At 52.8% G+C, this 18,175-nt stretch carries 15 protein-coding genes; 4 read left to right on the top strand and 11 right to left on the bottom strand.

Translation table 11 applies throughout. The annotated features are described in order from the left end of the window. Window positions 1-229 precede the first annotated feature (229 nt). From prpF to ACJJIZ_RS12790, 5 genes are all read right to left on the bottom strand, one after another. Entirely contained in the window at window positions 230-1,408 is a 1,179-nt protein-coding gene (gene prpF, locus ACJJIZ_RS12810; RefSeq protein ID WP_444897151.1) for a 2-methylaconitate cis-trans isomerase PrpF, read from the bottom strand. 3 nt (window positions 1,409-1,411) lie between these two features. Continuing rightward, a complete protein-coding gene (gene acnD, locus ACJJIZ_RS12805; protein WP_444913652.1) occupies window positions 1,412-4,009 on the bottom strand; it encodes a Fe/S-dependent 2-methylisocitrate dehydratase AcnD in 2,598 nt (865 codons plus the stop codon). 126 nt (window positions 4,010-4,135) lie between these two features. Further along, complete coding sequence (gene prpC, locus ACJJIZ_RS12800) at window positions 4,136-5,263, bottom strand: bifunctional 2-methylcitrate synthase/citrate synthase (protein WP_444913651.1); 1,128 nt, start codon at window positions 5,261-5,263, stop codon at window positions 4,136-4,138. Between the two features lie 87 nt (window positions 5,264-5,350). Beyond that, on the bottom strand, window positions 5,351-6,229 hold the full coding sequence (prpB, locus tag ACJJIZ_RS12795; RefSeq protein ID WP_444913650.1) for a methylisocitrate lyase: 879 nt from the start codon (window positions 6,227-6,229) through the stop codon (window positions 5,351-5,353). A gap of 3 nt (window positions 6,230-6,232) precedes the next feature. After that, window positions 6,233-6,913, bottom strand: coding sequence for a GntR family transcriptional regulator (locus ACJJIZ_RS12790; RefSeq protein ID WP_282932633.1), 681 nt, complete (start codon window positions 6,911-6,913; stop codon window positions 6,233-6,235). A gap of 312 nt (window positions 6,914-7,225) precedes the next feature. Here ACJJIZ_RS12790 and ACJJIZ_RS12785 point away from each other — a divergent pair, with 312 nt between their 5' ends. Further along, window positions 7,226-7,750, top strand: a complete 525-nt coding sequence (locus tag ACJJIZ_RS12785; RefSeq protein ID WP_413665638.1) for a DUF2062 domain-containing protein — start codon at window positions 7,226-7,228, stop codon at window positions 7,748-7,750. Here ACJJIZ_RS12785 and ACJJIZ_RS12780 read toward each other — a convergent pair. The 5 genes from ACJJIZ_RS12780 to ACJJIZ_RS12760 all read right to left on the bottom strand — a co-directional run bounded on the left by ACJJIZ_RS12780 (window position 7,747) and on the right by ACJJIZ_RS12760 (window position 13,162). Beyond that, window positions 7,747-8,118: a hypothetical protein gene (locus ACJJIZ_RS12780; RefSeq protein ID WP_444912945.1), complete on the bottom strand. Its 372-nt coding sequence runs from the start codon at window positions 8,116-8,118 to the stop codon at window positions 7,747-7,749. The genes ACJJIZ_RS12785 and ACJJIZ_RS12780 overlap by 4 nt on opposite strands. Window positions 8,119-8,168: 50 nt before the next feature. After that, window positions 8,169-9,428, bottom strand: a complete 1,260-nt coding sequence (locus ACJJIZ_RS12775; RefSeq protein WP_444913649.1) for a lipoprotein-releasing ABC transporter permease subunit — start codon at window positions 9,426-9,428, stop codon at window positions 8,169-8,171. Further along, on the bottom strand, window positions 9,421-10,173 hold the full coding sequence (lolD, locus tag ACJJIZ_RS12770) for a lipoprotein-releasing ABC transporter ATP-binding protein LolD (RefSeq protein ID WP_413665861.1): 753 nt from the start codon (window positions 10,171-10,173) through the stop codon (window positions 9,421-9,423). Before lolD ends, ACJJIZ_RS12775 begins: the two co-directional genes overlap by 8 nt. Window positions 10,174-10,234: 61 nt before the next feature. Then, window positions 10,235-11,476 carry a lipoprotein-releasing ABC transporter permease subunit gene (locus ACJJIZ_RS12765; RefSeq protein ID WP_444913648.1) on the bottom strand — a complete coding sequence of 414 codons (1,242 nt, stop codon included), beginning with the start codon at window positions 11,474-11,476 and terminating at the stop codon, window positions 10,235-10,237. Between the two features lie 51 nt (window positions 11,477-11,527). Then, the gene (locus ACJJIZ_RS12760) at window positions 11,528-13,162 is read right to left on the bottom strand and encodes an alpha/beta hydrolase (protein ID WP_444913647.1); all 1,635 of its coding nucleotides are present in this window, start codon (window positions 13,160-13,162) and stop codon (window positions 11,528-11,530) included. Window positions 13,163-13,426: 264 nt separating this feature from the next. Here ACJJIZ_RS12760 and ACJJIZ_RS12755 point away from each other — a divergent pair, with 264 nt between their 5' ends. From ACJJIZ_RS12755 to asnS, 3 genes are all read left to right on the top strand, one after another. After that, a complete protein-coding gene (locus ACJJIZ_RS12755) occupies window positions 13,427-13,723 on the top strand; it encodes a hypothetical protein (RefSeq protein WP_282932628.1) in 297 nt (98 codons plus the stop codon). Between the two features lie 167 nt (window positions 13,724-13,890). Then, window positions 13,891-14,364 carry a L,D-transpeptidase family protein gene (locus ACJJIZ_RS12750; protein ID WP_444913646.1) on the top strand — a complete coding sequence of 158 codons (474 nt, stop codon included), beginning with the start codon at window positions 13,891-13,893 and terminating at the stop codon, window positions 14,362-14,364. Window positions 14,365-14,563: 199 nt separating this feature from the next. After that, entirely contained in the window at window positions 14,564-15,970 is a 1,407-nt protein-coding gene (asnS, locus tag ACJJIZ_RS12745) for an asparagine--tRNA ligase (RefSeq protein WP_444913645.1), read from the top strand. 46 nt (window positions 15,971-16,016) lie between these two features. On the opposite strand, the gene ACJJIZ_RS12740 is transcribed toward asnS, so the two are convergent. After that, entirely contained in the window at window positions 16,017-17,978 is a 1,962-nt protein-coding gene (locus ACJJIZ_RS12740) for a GMC family oxidoreductase (RefSeq protein WP_444913644.1), read from the bottom strand. Between the last annotated feature and the right edge of the window lie 197 nt (window positions 17,979-18,175).

The raw sequence follows: 18,175 nt of genomic DNA, 5'->3' as shown, positions 1-18,175 counted from the left end.
TGATAAAAACACAGCCTTTTTTCTCAGATAAAAACCTACCGGAAAACACAGGAAAACCGGAAAAAAAGTTATTGTCAGGATTACTGAGATTAATATTCGCCTATTAATTTAAATAGATACGGAATATTAAATTTGATTGGAGTAAAAATGTAAAACCGATTCCTAATCATTTTTACAGTAGGAAATAAAAAGGGGCCAAAAGGCCCCCTGTAAAGAAATCACCAAAGTCCTAAAAGCTATTGCCAGGTATTCGCACCCAACCTTCCATTAGGATTCGGGCGCTGCGACTCATAATGGCCTTGGTAGCAGTCCACTGACCATCGACCTCTTTGGCTTGAGCACCCACACGTAAGGTACCCGATGGGTGACCGAAGCAAACAGAGTTGCGTTCCCCCCCGCCAGCTGCAAGGTTAACCAAAGTGCCCGGGATCGCCGCAGCGGTGCCAATAGCTACTGCTGCCGTGCCCATCATGGCGTGGTGCAACTTGCCCATAGATAAGGCGCGCACGAGGAGATCAACCTCGGAAGATGCCACTGCCTTGCCACTGGATGCAGTGTAATCCTGCGGTTTAGTGACAAAAGCAACCTTGGGGGTATGATGGCGATTGGCTGCTTCTTCAATGGTAGAAACTAATCCCATCTTTACCGCACCGTGAACGCGAATGCTCTCAAACATCGCCAGTGCTTTGCTGTCACCATTAATGGCATCCTGCAATTCAGTGCCGGTGTAGCCAATATCTTCTGCATTGACGAAAATTGTCGGAATGCCAGCATTGATCATGGTGGCCTTGAGCACACCTACATCGGGCACTTCCAGATCATCGATCAGGTTACCGGTAGGAAACATGGCACCCTCACCGTCGGCAGGGTCCATAAATTCCACCTCCACTTCAGCCGCCGGAAACGTCACTCCGTCCAGCTCAAAGTCCCCGGTTTCCTGAACTTCACCATTGGTCATAGGTACATGGGCAACAATGGTCTTACCAATATTGGCCTGCCAGATGCGCACGGTGCAGATGCCATTTTCTGGCACTCTGTCGGGCTCTACAAAACCGCTATTGATGGCAAAGGCACCCACGGCGGCGGTGAGATTGCCGCAGTTACCACTCCAATCAACAAACGGCTTATCGATGGAAACCTGACCAAACAGGTAGTTCACATCGTGATCGGCTTTATCGCTGGGCGATAAAATTACCGTTTTGCTGGTGCTTGAAGTAGCGCCACCCATACCATCGGTCTGCTTACCGTAGGGATCCGGGCTGCCAATCACGCGCAGCAGCAAGTTGTCACGGGCCTGCCCCGGCACTTGTGCAACTTCGGGCAGATCTTGCAAGCGGAAGAAAACGCCCTTGCTGGTTCCCCCGCGCATATAAGTCGCGGGGATTTTTACTTGAGGAGCAAACTTCATAACTCAGACCGTCGCTTCTGCTTCGAGGAAGTCTTTGGCAAAGCGCTGCAAAACACCCCCAGCCTCATAAATGGAAACTTCTTCTGCGGTATCCAAACGACAGGTAACAGGAGCCTCAATCGTCTCACCATTGGCACGGTGGATAAGCAAGGTCAGCGTGGCATGGGGAGTGCGCTCACCGATTACGTCGAAACTCTCGGTACCGTCGATACCCAGGGTTTCACTGGTAGTGCCCGGCTTAAACTCCAGCGGCAGTACACCCATACCGATCAGGTTGGTGCGGTGAATTCGCTCGAAGCCTTCGGCCACAATCGCTTCCACACCCGCAAGGCGCACACCTTTCGCAGCCCAGTCACGGGAGGAGCCCTGCCCATAATCGGCACCCGCAATGATAATCAGCGGCTGCTTGCGATCCATATAGGTCTCGATGGCTTCCCACATACGGGTAACCTGTCCTTCCGGCTCGACACGAGCCAGGGAGCCCTGACGGACCTCGCCGTTATCATCGCGCACCATTTCGTTGAGTAGCTTCGGATTGGCGAAAGTTGCACGCTGGGCAGTGAGGTGGTCGCCGCGGTGGGTCGCGTAGGAGTTAAAGTCCTCCTCCGGCAATCCCATTTTCGCCAGGTATTCACCGGCAGCACTGCTGGCCAGAATGGCATTGGACGGAGACAAGTGGTCGGTAGTGATATTGTCACCCAGCACCGCCAGAGGGCGCATGCCCTTCAAACTGCGCTCGCCTGCCAGGGCACCTTCCCAATAAGGTGGGCGGCGGATATAGGTGCTCATCGGGCGCCAGTCGTAGAGTGCGTGGCCCTGCTCTTCTGCGGCATCCCGCTCTTCAAACATGGGAATATACACATCGCGGAACTGCTGTGGCTTCACGCTCTGACGTACGATCGCATCGATCTCTTCATCGCTGGGCCAAATATCTTTCAGGGTAATCGGGTTGCCTTCCCCATCGTATCCCAGCGCATCTTTTTCGATATCGAACCGGATGGTGCCGGCAATAGCGTAGGCAACGACTAGCGGCGGTGAAGCCAGGAAAGCCTGCTTGGCATAGGGGTGGATACGACCGTCGAAGTTGCGGTTTCCGGACAGGACTGCAGTGGCATACAGATCGCGGTCGATCACTTCCTGCTGGATTTTCGGGTCCAGGGCACCGCTCATGCCGTTACAGGTGGTGCAGGCGAAAGCCACTACGCCGAAACCCATCTGCTCCAGATCCGGTAGCAGGTCGGCCTCTTCCAGATACATTTTTACCGTTTTGGAACCCGGTGCCAGGGATGACTTGACCCAGGGCTTACGGGTCAGGCCGAGCTTGTTCGCATTGCGGGCAATCAGGCCTGCGGCAATCATATTGCGCGGGTTGCTGGTATTGGTGCAGCTGGTAATCGCAGCAATAATCACAGCACCATCGGGCATCTCACCGGCTTTCTCTTCCCAGGCTTTAGCGATTCCACGATTAGCCAGTTCTGAGGCCGGCAGCAGCGCGTGGGGGTTGGAGGGGCCAGCAAGGTTGCGACCTACTGTATCCAGGTCAAACTTCAGTACGCGCTCGTATTCGGCATCCTTCAAGGTGTCAGACCAGAGGCCCGTCTCTTTGGCAAACTTCTCTACCAAAGCTACCTGCTCATCATCGCGGCCGGTGAGTTTGAGGTAGTCGATGGTTTGCTCATCGATAGAGAACATGGCCGCAGTAGCACCATACTCTGGAGTCATATTGGAAATAGTGGCGCGATCGCCCAGGGTCAGGTTGGAAGCCCCCTCACCGTAAAACTCCAGGTAGGCGCCGACCACGCGCTCGCGGCGCAGGAATTCAGTGAGAGCCAATACCAAGTCGGTACCAGTAATACCCGGCTGCAACTTTCCGGTGAGTTCCACTCCAACAATATGCGGCAGACGCATATAAGAGGCGCGGCCAAGCATCACGCTCTCAGCTTCCAGGCCGCCAACACCCACAGAAATCACACCCAGAGCGTCTACCATCGGCGTGTGGCTATCGGTACCGACACAGGTATCCGGGAAGGCCACGCCCTCGCGCACCTGCACCACCGGAGACATTTTCTCCAGATTGATCTGGTGCATGATGCCGTTACCGGGGGGAATCACATCGACGTTTTCAAATGCGGTTTTGGTCCAATTGATAAAGTGGAAGCGATCTTCGTTACGACGCTCCTCTACCGCACGATTTTTTTCAAAAGCATCCTTCTCAAATCCGGGGTGCTCTACCGCGAGGGAGTGATCCACAATCAACTGGGTGGGAACAACTGGATTTACCTTGGCGGGATCACCGCCTTTATCGGCAATGGCATCGCGCAGACCAGCCAGGTCTACCAGCGCGGTTTGGCCGAGGATGTCGTGGCACACCACTCGGGCTGGAAACCAAGGGAAGTCCAACTCGCGCTTGCGCTCAATAATCTGTTTCAGGGAGTCGGTCAGTTTTGCCGGCTCGCAGCGACGCACCAGGTTTTCCGCCAGAATACGTGAGGTATACGGCAGTTTGGCATAGGCTCCGGGCTGGATCGCGTCAACAGCGGCTCGGGTATCGAAATAATCGAGGTCTGTACCGGGCAGTGATTTGCGGTAATCAGTATTCATAGCAGGTAAATCAGTCGAATCTTTTTTTAAAATCGTGTCTCTTCTGAGGGTGGCTCCAGGCCACTCACCAAAGGCAACCTGGAGCCGGCACACCGGGTGTGCCTCATTTCAAAAGTGAAATGAAAATTAACCGCGCTCAGCGATTGGAGTTACTGTACGGGGCTCAACACCTACGTACTCTGCACTCGGGCGAATAATGCGGTTATCAGCGCGCTGCTCGAATACATGTGCAGCCCAGCCGGTAACCCGGGACATTACAAAAATCGGGGTAAACAATTTTGTGGGAATACCCATAAAGTGATACGCGGAAGCGTGGAAGAAGTCTGCATTACAGAACAATTTTTTCTCGCGCCACATCACTTCTTCACAGCGAACAGATACCGGGTACAGCACGGTATCACCAACATCTTCAGCCAACTTTTCAGACCAGCCTTTGATAATCTCATTGCGCGGGTCGGACTCGCGGTAAATGGCGTGGCCGAAACCCATAATCTTCTCTTTGCGCTCCAGCATACCCAGCAGTTCTTTCTCTGCTTCGTCGGGATTGGCGAAACGCTCGATCAGTTCCATTGCCGCTTCGTTGGCACCACCATGCAGAGGACCACGCAGGGTGCCGATAGCACCGGTGATGCAGCTGAACAGATCGGACAAAGTGGAAGCACAAACGCGAGCGGTAAAAGTAGACGCGTTAAATTCGTGCTCTGCATACAGAATCAGGGAAACGTTCATGACCTGCTCGTGCAGTTCATTGGGTTTCTCATCGCGCAGCATATGCAGGAAGTGGCCGCCAATGCTGTCGTCATCGGTTTCAGTTTCGATGCGCACATTGTCGTGGGTGAAACGGTACCAATAGCAGATTATTGAGGGGAACGCAGCCAGCAGGCGATTGGCTTTATCCAACTGCTGGGCGAAGGATTCTTCACCTTCCAGGTTACCCAACATGGAACAACCGGTGCGCATTACATCCATTGGATGGGCATCAGCCGGAATGCGCTCAAGCACTTCTTTTAATGCCTGCGGCAGGCCACGCTTGGCTTTCAGCAGCGCCTTGTACTCCGCCAGCTCTCCCTCAGTGGGTAACTCCCCATAGAAAACCAGGTAGGCAACTTCTTCAAACTCACAGTGCTGGGCCAGATCTTTAATATCGTAACCGCGGTAAGTCAGGCCGGAACCGGATTTGCCCACTGTAGAAAGTGCAGTTTTACCTGCTACCTGGCCGCGCAGACCAGCACCGCCCAATGCTTTCTCTACCATCTTCTTATTTCCCCTGTTGTATACACATTTGCTGTGTTCATCCAATTGAAAGCGCAGCGCCCGGCTTTCGCACCGGGCAGCTTGTCCCTACTTTGTGAAAAGGTCGTCCAGCTTCTGCTCAAACTCGTGGTAATTCAGGTAATCGTACAGCTCCTCACGGGTCTGCATGGTGTCGACAACCGCTTGCTGATCGCCATTTTGCAGGATGCTGGTGTAGACATTTTCCGCCGCGCGGTTCATCGCACGGAACGCCGACAGTGGATACAGTACGATATCTGCGCCCGCTTCGCCCAAATCTTTGGCGTTATACAGTTTGGTTTTACCAAACTCGGTAATATTCGCCAAAATCGGCACATTTAGCGCGTCTTTAAAGGCACGATAGTGCTCCAACTCAGTAACCGCTTCTGCAAAAATGCCGTCGGCACCAGCCTCAATACAAGCCTGGGCACGCTCAATAGCCGCATCGAGTCCTTCCTGTGCAAAGGCATCGGTGCGAGCCATTACAAAGAAATCGTCATCAGTACGGGCATCTACTGCCGCTTTGATACGGTCGACCATCTCCTGCTTGGAAACAATCTCTTTATTCGGGCGATGGCCACAGCGCTTCTGTGCTACCTGATCTTCGATGTGTACCGCAGCGGCACCAGCGCGGATCATCTCTTTAATGGTGCGGGAAATGTTGAAAGCGCCGCCCCAACCAGTATCGATATCCACTAAAAGCGGCAACTCACTGGCAGCAGTTATACGGCGCACATCCTCCAGTACATTATCGAGACTGGTCATACCCAAGTCCGGCAGACCGTAGGAGGCGTTGGCAACACCGGCGCCAGACAGGTAAATCGCCTTGTGACCAATACGTTCGGCCATAATGGCGGAATAGGCGTTGATGGTACCAACCACTTGCAGCGGTTGATTCTCGGCGAGTGCAGCGCGGAAACGCGCGCCAGCAGAAGGCTTTTGGCTCATGCTCTACCTCAGTTTCTTTTCAATGTTTATTCTCGAGGCGCGGATATGCCGGCGCATTAACAGCTCCGCCAGCTCACCATCCCCGGCCTCAATGGCCTCAATAATATGATTGTGCTCGCGGAAAGCCCGCTGGGCCCGGGGACTGGCCATCCCCAACTGGTAGCGATACATACGAACACGGTAATAAAGTCGATTGCACAGGGTATCGATCAGAAGATCATTCTTTGATGCCTGCACGATACGGAAATGAAAATCAAAATCCCCTTCCGGCTGGAAGTACGCCTTACCGGCCTGCAGCTCTTCCTGCTGCTCATGGTGATAGAGCATTTGGCGCAGCTCGACCAGGTCTTCCTCAGTGCGCTGTTCCGCTGCCAGACGGCAAGCCATACCCTCGAGGGCTTCGCGAACTTCATAGAGTTCCAGTAAGCCGCGCTCACTTAACTCTACAACCCGGGCTCCGACATTGACCTTGCGTTCCAGCAGTCCCAAAGACTCCAGGCGCATCACTGCTTCGCGCAAACTCCCGCGACTGGCATTAAAGCGGCGCGCCAGTTCCGGCTCGCTAATTTTGCTGCCAGAGGCGATTTGCCCTTCCACAATTTCAGCGCGCAAAGTCAGAAATAAGCGTTCAGCAAGGCTTTGGCGCTCCTCTGAAGCTGAACCGGCAGTACCAACTACAGTCATGCAAGACCTGGATTGTCGACAATATTAATGGGGCATGACATTAAATCACCAGCATTCTCTCGTCAACTGCAGGTATCCCCGATTAAACATTAAGGATTGTTGACAATAGGGCAAAATAGGTGACTTTCAACAGAGCAGTAGTCTTGCCATGTTTAAGTGGGCATAATAGCGCCCGCGCCAGATGAGCCTGTTCGACTAACGCGAGCGCTCTATGCTTTATTTGGGGCTTAGGGAAAATCCCACAGATAGAATATCCAGGCCTCGGAACAGCGCTTGTTTTAGGCTGCCACCACCCAGGTTACAGACAGAGTTATGCCGAAGAGTATTATCAGGCGATGGCTGCCAAGCCCCGAAGAAGTTAGAGCCAACAATGGCCTCAAATTTCTGGGGACTCTTCTCCACGACCCCAACCTTTTTCATTTGAACCGACACTCAGTCTCGGTCGCATTTGCGGTTGGCGTATTTACCAGCTTCCTCCCTTTGCCAGGGCAAATGGTTATTGCCGCCCTGCTCGCACTTTGGCTGCGCTGCAATCTACCTTTGTCGATGATCCTTGTATGGATCAGTAACCCGATCACCATGCCGGCTATTTTCTTTAGCACTTACAAGCTCGGCGCCTGGGTTCTAGGGGCGCCACCGGTGGATTTCAGCATCGAACTGTCGTGGGAATGGTTGACCAGTGAAGTCGGGAAGATCTGGCTGCCACTATTTACCGGCTCTCTGATTGCCGGGGCATTCTTTGCGACAGTGGCCTATTTTGCCATGCGTGCCCTCTGGCGCTGGCACGTTGTGAAAAGATGGAAATTGCGAATCCAAAGGCGATCAGCGGTCAGTTAATTTTTCCCACTGTAAACCCTCTGCAGGCACCAACAGGCAAAAGCCCCTGAAGCAATTGCCAGCAATGCCTGCAGGTAATACTCGGTAAGAGCACCTAGCACCAGAGCTGCAATAGCTCCAACAAATAAAGCCTTGCGGGCCACCTTAATTTTGGCAGTAGCCGCAGCCAACGCGGCCGCCCACACCACCATAAACGCTGAAAGTACCGCCCCCAGTGAAACAATCCAAATGGGCCAGATCTCCCACCCCTCTGCGTAGCAAACAGAACCACTACGCATATCAGGCGGACAAAAAACCCTTAGGTACCACCCATCCAGCATCAAGGTAAAACAAGCAGCCAGCACCCAAGCCAAAATTGCGGCGGGCACCGGCAGATATCTTCTAAAAATTGATACCCTACCCAAAAGCCCGGCCCGACTTACTCATTGCGCAAGGCCGCTGCCGGCTGAACCCGACTGGCCTTAAAGGCCGGATACAAAGTTGCCAGCAAGCTAAGCAGAAAGCCCGCCGCCACAACCAGTGCCACGTCTGCCCATACCAACTGGGACGGCAAATAATCCACGGGATAGACATCAGACTTTAGGAACTGGATGCCGAGCATTGACTCCAGCCCCGCTACCAATTTGGTCACCGTAAGCGAGCCTAACACCCCCAACGCACCACCAACTACAGCCCCCACAAGCCCGACCAACGCCCCCTGACTCACAAAAGTCAGCAAAATCTGTCGGGTACTGGCACCCATAGTACGGAGGATGGCGATATCAGTATGCTTATCGATAACCACCATCACCAAAGTGGAAACCACATTAAAAGCGGCAATCGCAATAATCAGGAAAACCAGTAACCCCACCAGGTTGCGGGACATCTGAATAGCCTGGTAGAGGTTGCCGTGGGTTCGGCTCCAATCAGTGCCGTAGAAATTGCCCCGAGGCAGGTCCTGCAGAAGGCGCCGCATAATCCAGTTGGCCTCGAGCATTTCATTGACCCGTAACTGGACCCCTGCCCCACCGCTACCTCCAGCCAGAGCCCTGGCCTGCTGCCAGGCAACCAGGGCGAGAGATTGGTCCAATACAGTGCCAGAATGAAAAACCTGCGCCACTTTAAATCCAGCAACCCTGGCTGCCTTGCGTGCACCGGTGGCACTATCGTTATTTGGCACAATCAGGGAAAGGTAATCACCCGCCTGAACCCCCAACTTTTCAGCAAGCCCTTTACCCAGAACCACACCCGGTTCAGACGGGTCAAGCAAGGCATCGAAGGATGAGGATTCAAGGAAGTTCCCGATATTGGAGACTTCGGTAATTGTCTCCGGATTGACCCCCTGCACCAACAGCGGCGTCACCTCAGCCCCACGCCTGGCAAGTGCATTGACCTGCCACACTTCTGCCGCGGAGAGAACCGCAGGGTCGGAAACCAATTGTTGGCGCAACTGGGCCCAATCCACATCAGGGCTCCCGTTGTAAATAGTGACATGGGGCATGATTCCCAGGATTCGCTCGCGCAATTCCCGGTCAAAACCATTCATCACCGACATCACCACAATCATCAAGGCAACACCGAGGATCAGGCCGATCATCGACAAACCGGAAATGAATGAGACCAAACCGGCCGAATCGTCATTTCTGCGCTGGGCACCGGCATAGCGAAGCCCAATATAAGCGGGAAGTGGCTTAAACATGATCACCCTGGTGCCAGTCAGCAGTCAGCCGCCCATCGATCAGATGCAGGCAGCGATCCAAGGCCGCCGCTAGATCCGGGTCATGGGTAACAATCACAAAGCTAATTCCCATCTCCTGATTCAAGCGATCCATCAATTTATGTATCTCTGCCCCCGTAGCCCGATCCAGATTGCCGGTGGGTTCATCCATCAAAACACAGGCGGGTCTTGTCACCAGTGCCCGGGCAATGGCCACCCGTTGCCGTTCACCGCCAGAAAGCTGTGATGGCTTGTGCCCCATGCGTTCACCCAGGCCTACCGCTGTGAGCATCGCCTCGGCCTCTTTGCGGGCTTCGGCAACGGAACGCTTGCCTATCAGTAATGGCATGGCGACATTTTCCAGGGCGGAAAACTCGTTAAGCAAATGGTGAAACTGGTATACAAAACCGAGACTGCTATTTCTCAACCAGCCCCGCTCATTGGCATTGAGTTCAGCGAGATTCTTACCCGCAACCCAGACCTCACCGGAGCTTGGGGTATCGAGGCCACCAAGCAAGTTGAGCAGTGTCGATTTACCAGAGCCGGAAGCGCCAACGATGGCCAATTTCTCGCCCCGCTTTACCTCAAGCTCAACACCACTCAGAACCTCCAGGTCCCGGCCTCCCTGGCGATAATGTTTGCGCAATTGCCGACAAGCCAAAACAGCACCATCCGGGGCCGGAGCTGGCTGCGCTTTTTCCGTATCTATTTCCACTCGACTGTTCATCAAATTATTCGCTGTCTCTCAACATCTATAAATCACACCAAAACAGGTCGACTTATATAAATTATTCGTAACGCAAAGCTTCCGCTGGCTCAATCTGTGCCGCTCGCCAGGCAGGAAATATCGTTGCCAGCAGGCTCATACAAATTGCCGCCGTTAACACCACCACTGCATCGCCGACACGGAATTCAGAAGGCAGGTAACTAACAAAGAAAACACGGGGGTCAAATATCTTGGCGCCTACCACCGACTCAATCCAGGTCACCATTTCAGTCAGGTTCATCGCTATCACGATACCTAAAACAGCACCGGCAAAAGCGCCGATAATGCCAATGGCACTCCCCTGAATCACAAACACCGCCATAATCTGGCGGGAGGTGAGCCCCAATGTTCGCAGCACCGCTATATCGGAGCGCTTATCCGCAACCATCAATACTAGTGCTGAGACAATATTGAATGCGGCCACGGCGACAATGATCATTAGCATCAACGTAACAACGGTCTTCTCCATTTTAACTGCCTGGAAAAGACTTCCCTGGGAATCCCCCCAGTCTTCCCCCTGAAAACCCTCGCCCAGCTCATTTGCATAGACAGAAACAAGCCCCAGTGCGTTGTCCATATCATCAAAGCGCAACTGCAATCCCTGGACCTTACCCGTCATCCGGGTCAGGCGCGCAGCATCTTCAATATTGATCAGCGCGAGATTCTGATCCACCTGCGCACCCACAGAGAAAACACCGGCAACCGTGAAACGCTTTGTTCTGGGGAATATACCAGCGGGGGTCACGCTGACTTCTGGCAGGGTCAGTATTACCGAATCTCCGGGAATCACATTGAGCTGATGGGCAAGGATTCGCCCCAGAACCACCCCGTAGCTGCGGGGCTCGAGCAAATCCAGGTTACCCATCACCATATGCTCACCGACGGTAGACACCTTGCGCAGCGCTTGCGGTTCCACACCTTGGAACTGGGCACCGTGACTGCTGCCATGAGCACTCAAAAGGGCGTAGCCATTCACAAAAGGGCTGGTCGCTTCGACATGTGGCTGAGTTTCCAACTGCCGTGCAGGTGTCTCCCAGTCCACAAGACCGCCTTCCCGCTCGATAAAGCCGTGAGGTACAACACTTAGTATTCGGGTTTTAAGCTCACGATCGAAGCCGTTCATAACAGAAGCGACAACAATCAACGCAAAAACACCAAGGGCCATTCCCAGTAGAGAAAAGCCATTGATAAAGGAAATAAACTGCTGCCTGCGGCGGGCAGCCACGTAGCGCAGACCAATAAATAGGGGAACAGGTTTTAACATAGGGTCGATTTAAACGGAAAAACGTCAGGAAATCCAAAGATTTAGGCAAGTTTACCGAACGTTGTAAGTCTTGAGCTGGGCCTTCAGGCGCTTCAACGCCTCCTCATCCCACTCCTCTGGTTCTGTAAGGGCGAGCCACGCTAAGGTGTATCCCCACGGGGTATACCGATGACCAAAAGATAACGGAGCGAGCCCTACATTTAAGTCTGCCAGCAGCTGCAAGCCAGTGACCAGTGGATACCACTGGAGATCCGGCGATACATCAGGCCCTCTGGGATGGTTCAACCAGTCAGGCCTTTCCAGTGCCCAGCGCACACTAAAGAAGACAATCGGGTCACTGGCGTGCTGCAAAAATGCAATCCTGAACTCACCCCATGGCTCACGACCAATATAGCCTCCGTACTGATTACCAAAGCGCACCACCTCCCCCCCTTTGAACTCTGGCAGCCAGGCGGGAGTGCCCGGATCTCGATTTCTGACAATCCGGCTCCACATGCCTACACCGAGGGGCGGCCCAGCCCAAAGGGCTCCATCAATCGGGTCATCGATAATGTCATAGAAGTCGAAGGAGTCTTCGGAAAGTTGAGCGCCAAGACTGAGGCCAAACAAGTAAACTCGGGGCCGCTCATCTTCTGGCAACTCAGCCCAATAATCATAAATGACCTTAAACAGTGCTCGCGCCGACTCGAGCCCCTCAGAATCATCCGCCATCAGCGCTATCGGGCTGGATAAATAGGAATACTGCGCCGCAACAGTGGCGGTATTACCTCGATACAAAAACTCTAAAGAATTTACAGCACCGGGATCAACCCAGCCGGCGCCGGTTGGAGTTGCCACCAATAAGATCTCACGCCTGAATGCACCAACCCTCTTTAATTCCTCCAGCGCCAACTGAGCGCGCTTCATAGGCGTCGAAGCACTATCAAGCCCAACGAAAACCCTAATAGGCTGTACTGCAGAACCAGCTACCTCTCTTATCTCCTCCACTGTCGGCCCCAGCGTTAAGAACCGGCGCCCCTGATTGCCAATGTCATCCCACTTGATCAGCGAATTGGCGCCGCCAGGAAGGTTGGGGTCGGCCGGTGGAGAAATACTTTTTGCATAAGAATTATCTAACCGCTGATAGGTCGATGAAATTACATGCAATCCTGCTTTTAACAGCACACCATTAAAAACAGCCCAGTAAAGAAGCACAGCCGCTAATACACCCACAAGCATCGCCACTCGCTCGGGCACATGCTGCTCTACATAGCAGGCCACCAGGAGGACTATTCGCTGAAACCCTTTTCCCAGGCACCACAAAACCAGGAACATGAGTAGTGCGGTCATAGCTACAGTAATCGGTCCTACGGACCCCACCTGCTCCATGCTCATAAGAGCACGGATCGAGTTCTGCCACCTCACTCCCTGCCAAAGAGATAAAAGGATAACCAAGAGACATACAGCCAATACGCTCCGATCAAATAAGCGCCTCTGCCATGGAGAAACCGCCAGATTTGGAATACCCAGGTATTTCCAGAGCCAACTAAGAAAGACGCCGAAAGCATAGCCAACAAAGAACGCAACGCCGGCCAATATTCCTTGCATAAAGTCACTGCGAGGAACAAGGGAGGGGGTAAGGGAAAGCGCAAAGCAGATGGAGCCGATCAGAAGGCCGAGAATTGAAAAGGTTTTAACCAGCCTCATTCTTGTCCGCTCGACAAGCCAAGCATAACTAATAGCCTAGCATAGGCCCCTGGCCAACCAGCCATGCCCTCTTCTGCTCCGTCAATTCAAAACTCGAAGTAGCAACGCTGCAAGAATGTAGGCGTCAATCCATGACACCAAACATCCCAAAGAGGCGCATTTATTTCTATTCTTGGCGCGAAAACGTGAAGAAGAACAGGAGCATTGGCGGAAATTCTGTTTTAATGGGACGGCTAATGGAACATCTACATCGGAGAACAAAAAATGTTCAGCAGACTCCGCAGCGGATTGAATTGTCTCGCTGGCTCAATGGCACTACTTCTTACTTTTGGCGCCCAGGCGACAACCATTGAAGTACCCGTAGGCACCCAGGGTGGGGAGCTCACCATTGAAGAAGTCCGTGGGCTTAAAAAACATGATGTGACCTCACGCCTGGGAGAACCCCTTGGTATTGAAGGGCCAATTGGCGAACCCGCTATCACGCGCTGGGAATACGGCGAGTTCTACGTTTTCTTTGAACAGGACACCGTCCTACACACAGTGAAAAAACCCAGCGGCTGATCTAGCACATCCTGGCAGGCGCTCAACTGAAGCTGCCTGCCTCACCCAAAGTGAAGCACCCCACTCTAGCTGCAGCTGCAAGATAATTCAGCCCCACCCTTTTGCTGATTCGGAAATTTAAGATCACAGCAACCTGAAGCAACCACCTCCAACCGGAGTTACAAGCCGTGCGCTATATCGCCATTCTGTTTTTTGCATTAACCACTATTGCCCAGGCTGAAGTCACCCTGGTGGAAGTGATTAAGTCCGAAAACAAAATGCACTTGCTCGATGGCGACAAGGTTATAAAGAGCTACCATGTAGCCTTCGGCGGGCAACCCCAAGGACACAAGCAGCAGGAAGGCGATGAAAAAACCCCTGAGGGACACTACACGCTGGATTACAAAAAAGAAGACTCCTCTTATTATCGGGCAATGCATATCTCCTACCCCAATGCCGAAGACCGCGCTCAAGCTGAGGCTCGGGGAGTCTCGCCAGGTGGCTTCATTATGGTCCATGGCCAGCGCAATCGACTGGGCTGGCTCGCTCCAATCACCCAACGTTTTAACTGGACCGATGGTTGTATTGCCCTTACCAATGACGAGATGGATGAGTTTATGGCTCTCGTAAAAATCGGCACCCCCATTGCAATCCGCTGGTGAGACATCACCAATATAGAGGCCATCACAGCTCTTCAAAGTCCTTAGGGAGATTTTGAAGAGCTGCCCGATAGCCAAGGGACTGGATTTCCCCTCTACAACCAGTCAATATGCCCGCCGTAACTTCACCTTGGTGGGGTGGTCAACTTTTAGGCAAGCTGACAGAACACCACCTTCCGGACTAATGAGAAACCGATAGAAAATGACAGTAAAAGTCGAATCCGTAGATAGCCTATTGAAATCCAGCGGTCGCGAGGGCGAAGAAGTCCGCGTTCAAGGCTGGATCAGAACCCGCCGCGACTCCAAAGCCGGCCTCTCTTTCCTGGCCGTACACGACGGCAGCTGCTTTGATCCGATCCAGGTCGTTGCTGAGAATCACCTGCACAATTACCAGTCAGAAGTGCAGCGCCTGACTACCGGCTGCGCGGTAGATATCCTCGGTACCATCAAACCATCCGAAGGCAAGGGACAGTCTATCGAACTGCTCGCCACCGAAGTCCAGGTTGTCGGCTGGGTGGAAGACCCGGATACCTATCCCATGTCCCCCAAGCGCCACACTATGGAGCACTTGCGCGAACACGCTCACCTGCGCCCGCGCACCAATGTCAGTGGTGCCGTAGCCCGCGTACGTAACTGTATCGCCCAAGCGATTCACCGTTTTTATCACGAGAACGGCTTCCTCTACGTGCACACCCCAATTCTCACCGCTTCTGACTGTGAAGGTGCTGGCGAGATGTTCCGGGTCAGTACCCTGGATATGGAGAACTTACCGCGCACAGATAAAGGTGCAGTGGACTACAGCAAGGACTTCTTCGGCGAAGAAAGCTTCCTCACTGTATCCGGCCAACTGAATGTTGAGAGCTACTGCCTGGCCATGTCCAAGGTGTACACCTTCGGCCCCACCTTCCGTGCAGAAAACTCCAATACCACTCGCCACCTGGCAGAGTTCTGGATGGTTGAGCCGGAAGTTGCCTTTGCAGACCTGGCAGATGTAGCCGATCTCTCTGAGCAAATGCTGAAGTATGTATCCAAGGCGGTACTGGAAGAGCGCGCCGATGATATGGCCTTCTTTGCTCAGCGCATCGACAAGGAGGCCATCAGCCGCCTGGAGAATATCATCGACAACGATTTCGCCCGCATCAACTACTCCGAAGCGATTGAAATCCTGGAAAGCTGCAAAGAGAAGTTCGAGTTCCCCGTATCCTGGGGTATTGATCTGGCCTCTGAGCATGAGCGTTACCTGGCAGAGAAGCACTTCAAAAAGCCAGTTATCGTGATGAACTATCCGAAGGACATTAAAGCCTTCTACATGCGCATGAACGACGATGGCAAAACCGTTGCCGCAATGGACGTTCTGGCACCGGGAATCGGCGAAATTATCGGCGGCGCCCAACGTGAAGAGCGTTTGGAGAAGCTCAATGAGCGTATGGATGAAATGAATGTACCCAAGGAACACCTGGACTGGTACCGCGACCTGCGCCGCTACGGTACAGTGCCTCATGCGGGCTTTGGCCTGGGCTTTGATCGCATCGTGTCCTACGTGACCGGCATGGGCAACATCCGCGATGTAATCCCCTTCCCGCGCACACCGAAGAACATCTCGTTCTAAATAAAAAGCCCCGCGTTGCGGGGCTTTTTATTTCACATACCAATCTTCAAGCGCTCAGCCCAGTTGCTGTAGCAATGATGTCATCGCTCGCCTTTTCACTGATCATATAGACTGGCACCACAATGAAAAAACCGGGGATTCGGGGGAACACCGAAGCATCCACCACCCTTAAATTATTGGTGCCGTGAACCCGGAATTTACTGTCGACAACTGCCATAGGATCACTGGCAGGCCCCATTTTATTGGAACAGGAAGCGTGATGTCCCCAAGCTTGGTTCTTAACAAAATCGCCAATTTGCTGATCTGACTGAACCTCTTTACCGGGCAATAATTCCCTGGAGACCTGCTTGCTCACAATAGGGCCCGACATAATATCCCTGGAAATTTTTACCCCCTCAACAACTGCCTGAAGGTCTTCTCCCAGAGCATCATTACCCTCACCAAAATAGTGGAAGTTGATCTCCGGCGTGTCCCTGGGATCAGCAGATTGCAGGGTCACACGCCCGGCGGTATTGTTCGTATGGCCTTTCAGTACAATCCAGGAGAAACGGTCTTTGTAGTCCCGCAACGCCTGGGAGTACCCGGGAAAGTATCCGTAGAAATCGGTGGGCACTCCGAAAATAAACAAGTCGGGATCTTCCAGCTCCGGTTTGGAACGTTTGACCAGAGACAATACTGGACCATTTCCACTGTAGGGCCCCTGATTGAACCAGCCATAGCGATAGCGATTTAAGCAGGGATCATTCCCCTCCCCCCAAGTGCAATCTTTAAGAAGGGCAAGATCCTCACTCATCTCACTAACGATTCCGACCTCGTAGCGATCCTGGAGGTTCTCTCCTACCCCAGGCAGATCTACCAGGGGCTCTATGCCGTGATCTCGGAGCTCATGGGCGGGACCAATTCCCGACAACTTGAGAAGTTGCGGGCTATTGAAGGCCCCTCCAGACAAGATAACCTCGCGATTTGCCCGCACTTGCCTTAAGACTCCGGCAGTACCGCTTTCGTCATGGTAAGGATCTGCCTTATACAGGCTCGCCCCTTCTAAAAACTCCACTCCAACAGCAGTATTTCCCTCAAACAACACACGAGTTGCCAGTGAATTTGTACGAATATGAAGCAAGTTTGGGTAAACTGACTGGGTATCTAAGAGGTATTCGCGCACACTGGTACGGCGGTTTCGACTATCTGCTGCCATAGGGGCGATAAAAGGCCCTTCCTGGCCACCGGCCACGTCCCAATGATTGATATCCAAGCGAAGATTGCCGCTGATAATTTTTTCCAGGGCCCCTTCGAGCCCATACTTGGCCAACGCAGCCTGGGCAACTTTCAAGATCGCCGGGTCTTCCAGCAACAACGCGGGGTTGCCGCGATTCGTAGGCAGCCAACCATCAAAACCGTGGCGGGATGGGTTGGAGAAAATTGGGCGGGGCACATATTCACAACGCTCTAATCGCTCAAAATATCGCCGCATATTTGCGCTATCCCAGGAGATATCCCCTGTATCCCGAGCTATGCGGTCAAAGTCATTATTATGTGGATAAACCGTAATCAGTGCATGGTGCGTGGTACAACCACCGATAGTACTCGCCCGTGGGTAGAGGATTCCCTTCCCGGAAACATATTTTTCGTCCAGTTGCTGTTGATTGATATCCGCATAATGCTTGACAAAAAAGTCCCAGCTCAATTTGGGGTCTTCAGACGCGAAGGGGTGCCATGCTGGAATATTATGGGTGTCATCACTGGGGTCGTCAGCACCAGCTTCCAACACCAAAACAGAAAATCCCGCCTTTGCTAAATTTACCGCTAATGGCCCCCCACCCGCACCCGACCCAACAATCACGTAGTCATATTGATCATAGAAATTCCGATCCAACATTGAGAGAGCGGAAACCAATCCTGTCGAAGCCGCGCTGGCAGCAATACCCAGTTGCACCGCTCCTTTAGTAAAATTTCTACGGCTAATTTTTTTGCTCGACACTTTCTTGTCAATCGAATCCTTCTCTTCCATAGTGCTTATCCATTTTTATACGTTGTATCCGAGATAAGCATTATGCACGCCAGCTTTTGCAATTCTGTCTTACAGGGATTGCTTTAATCTAAAACTCGACCTACTTACCAGCGCGAGGATGTATCACATGCCTAAAAGATATATCGACGCAAGACTTCTTAAATGAAATTAAATAAACCTCTCCCATTCCACCTGGA

Source organism: Microbulbifer maximicatervae (SeqCode) (genome assembly GCF_052467225.1).
Note: the sequence above shows the minus strand (reverse complement) of the source record. Positions and strands in the feature narration are given on the sequence as shown.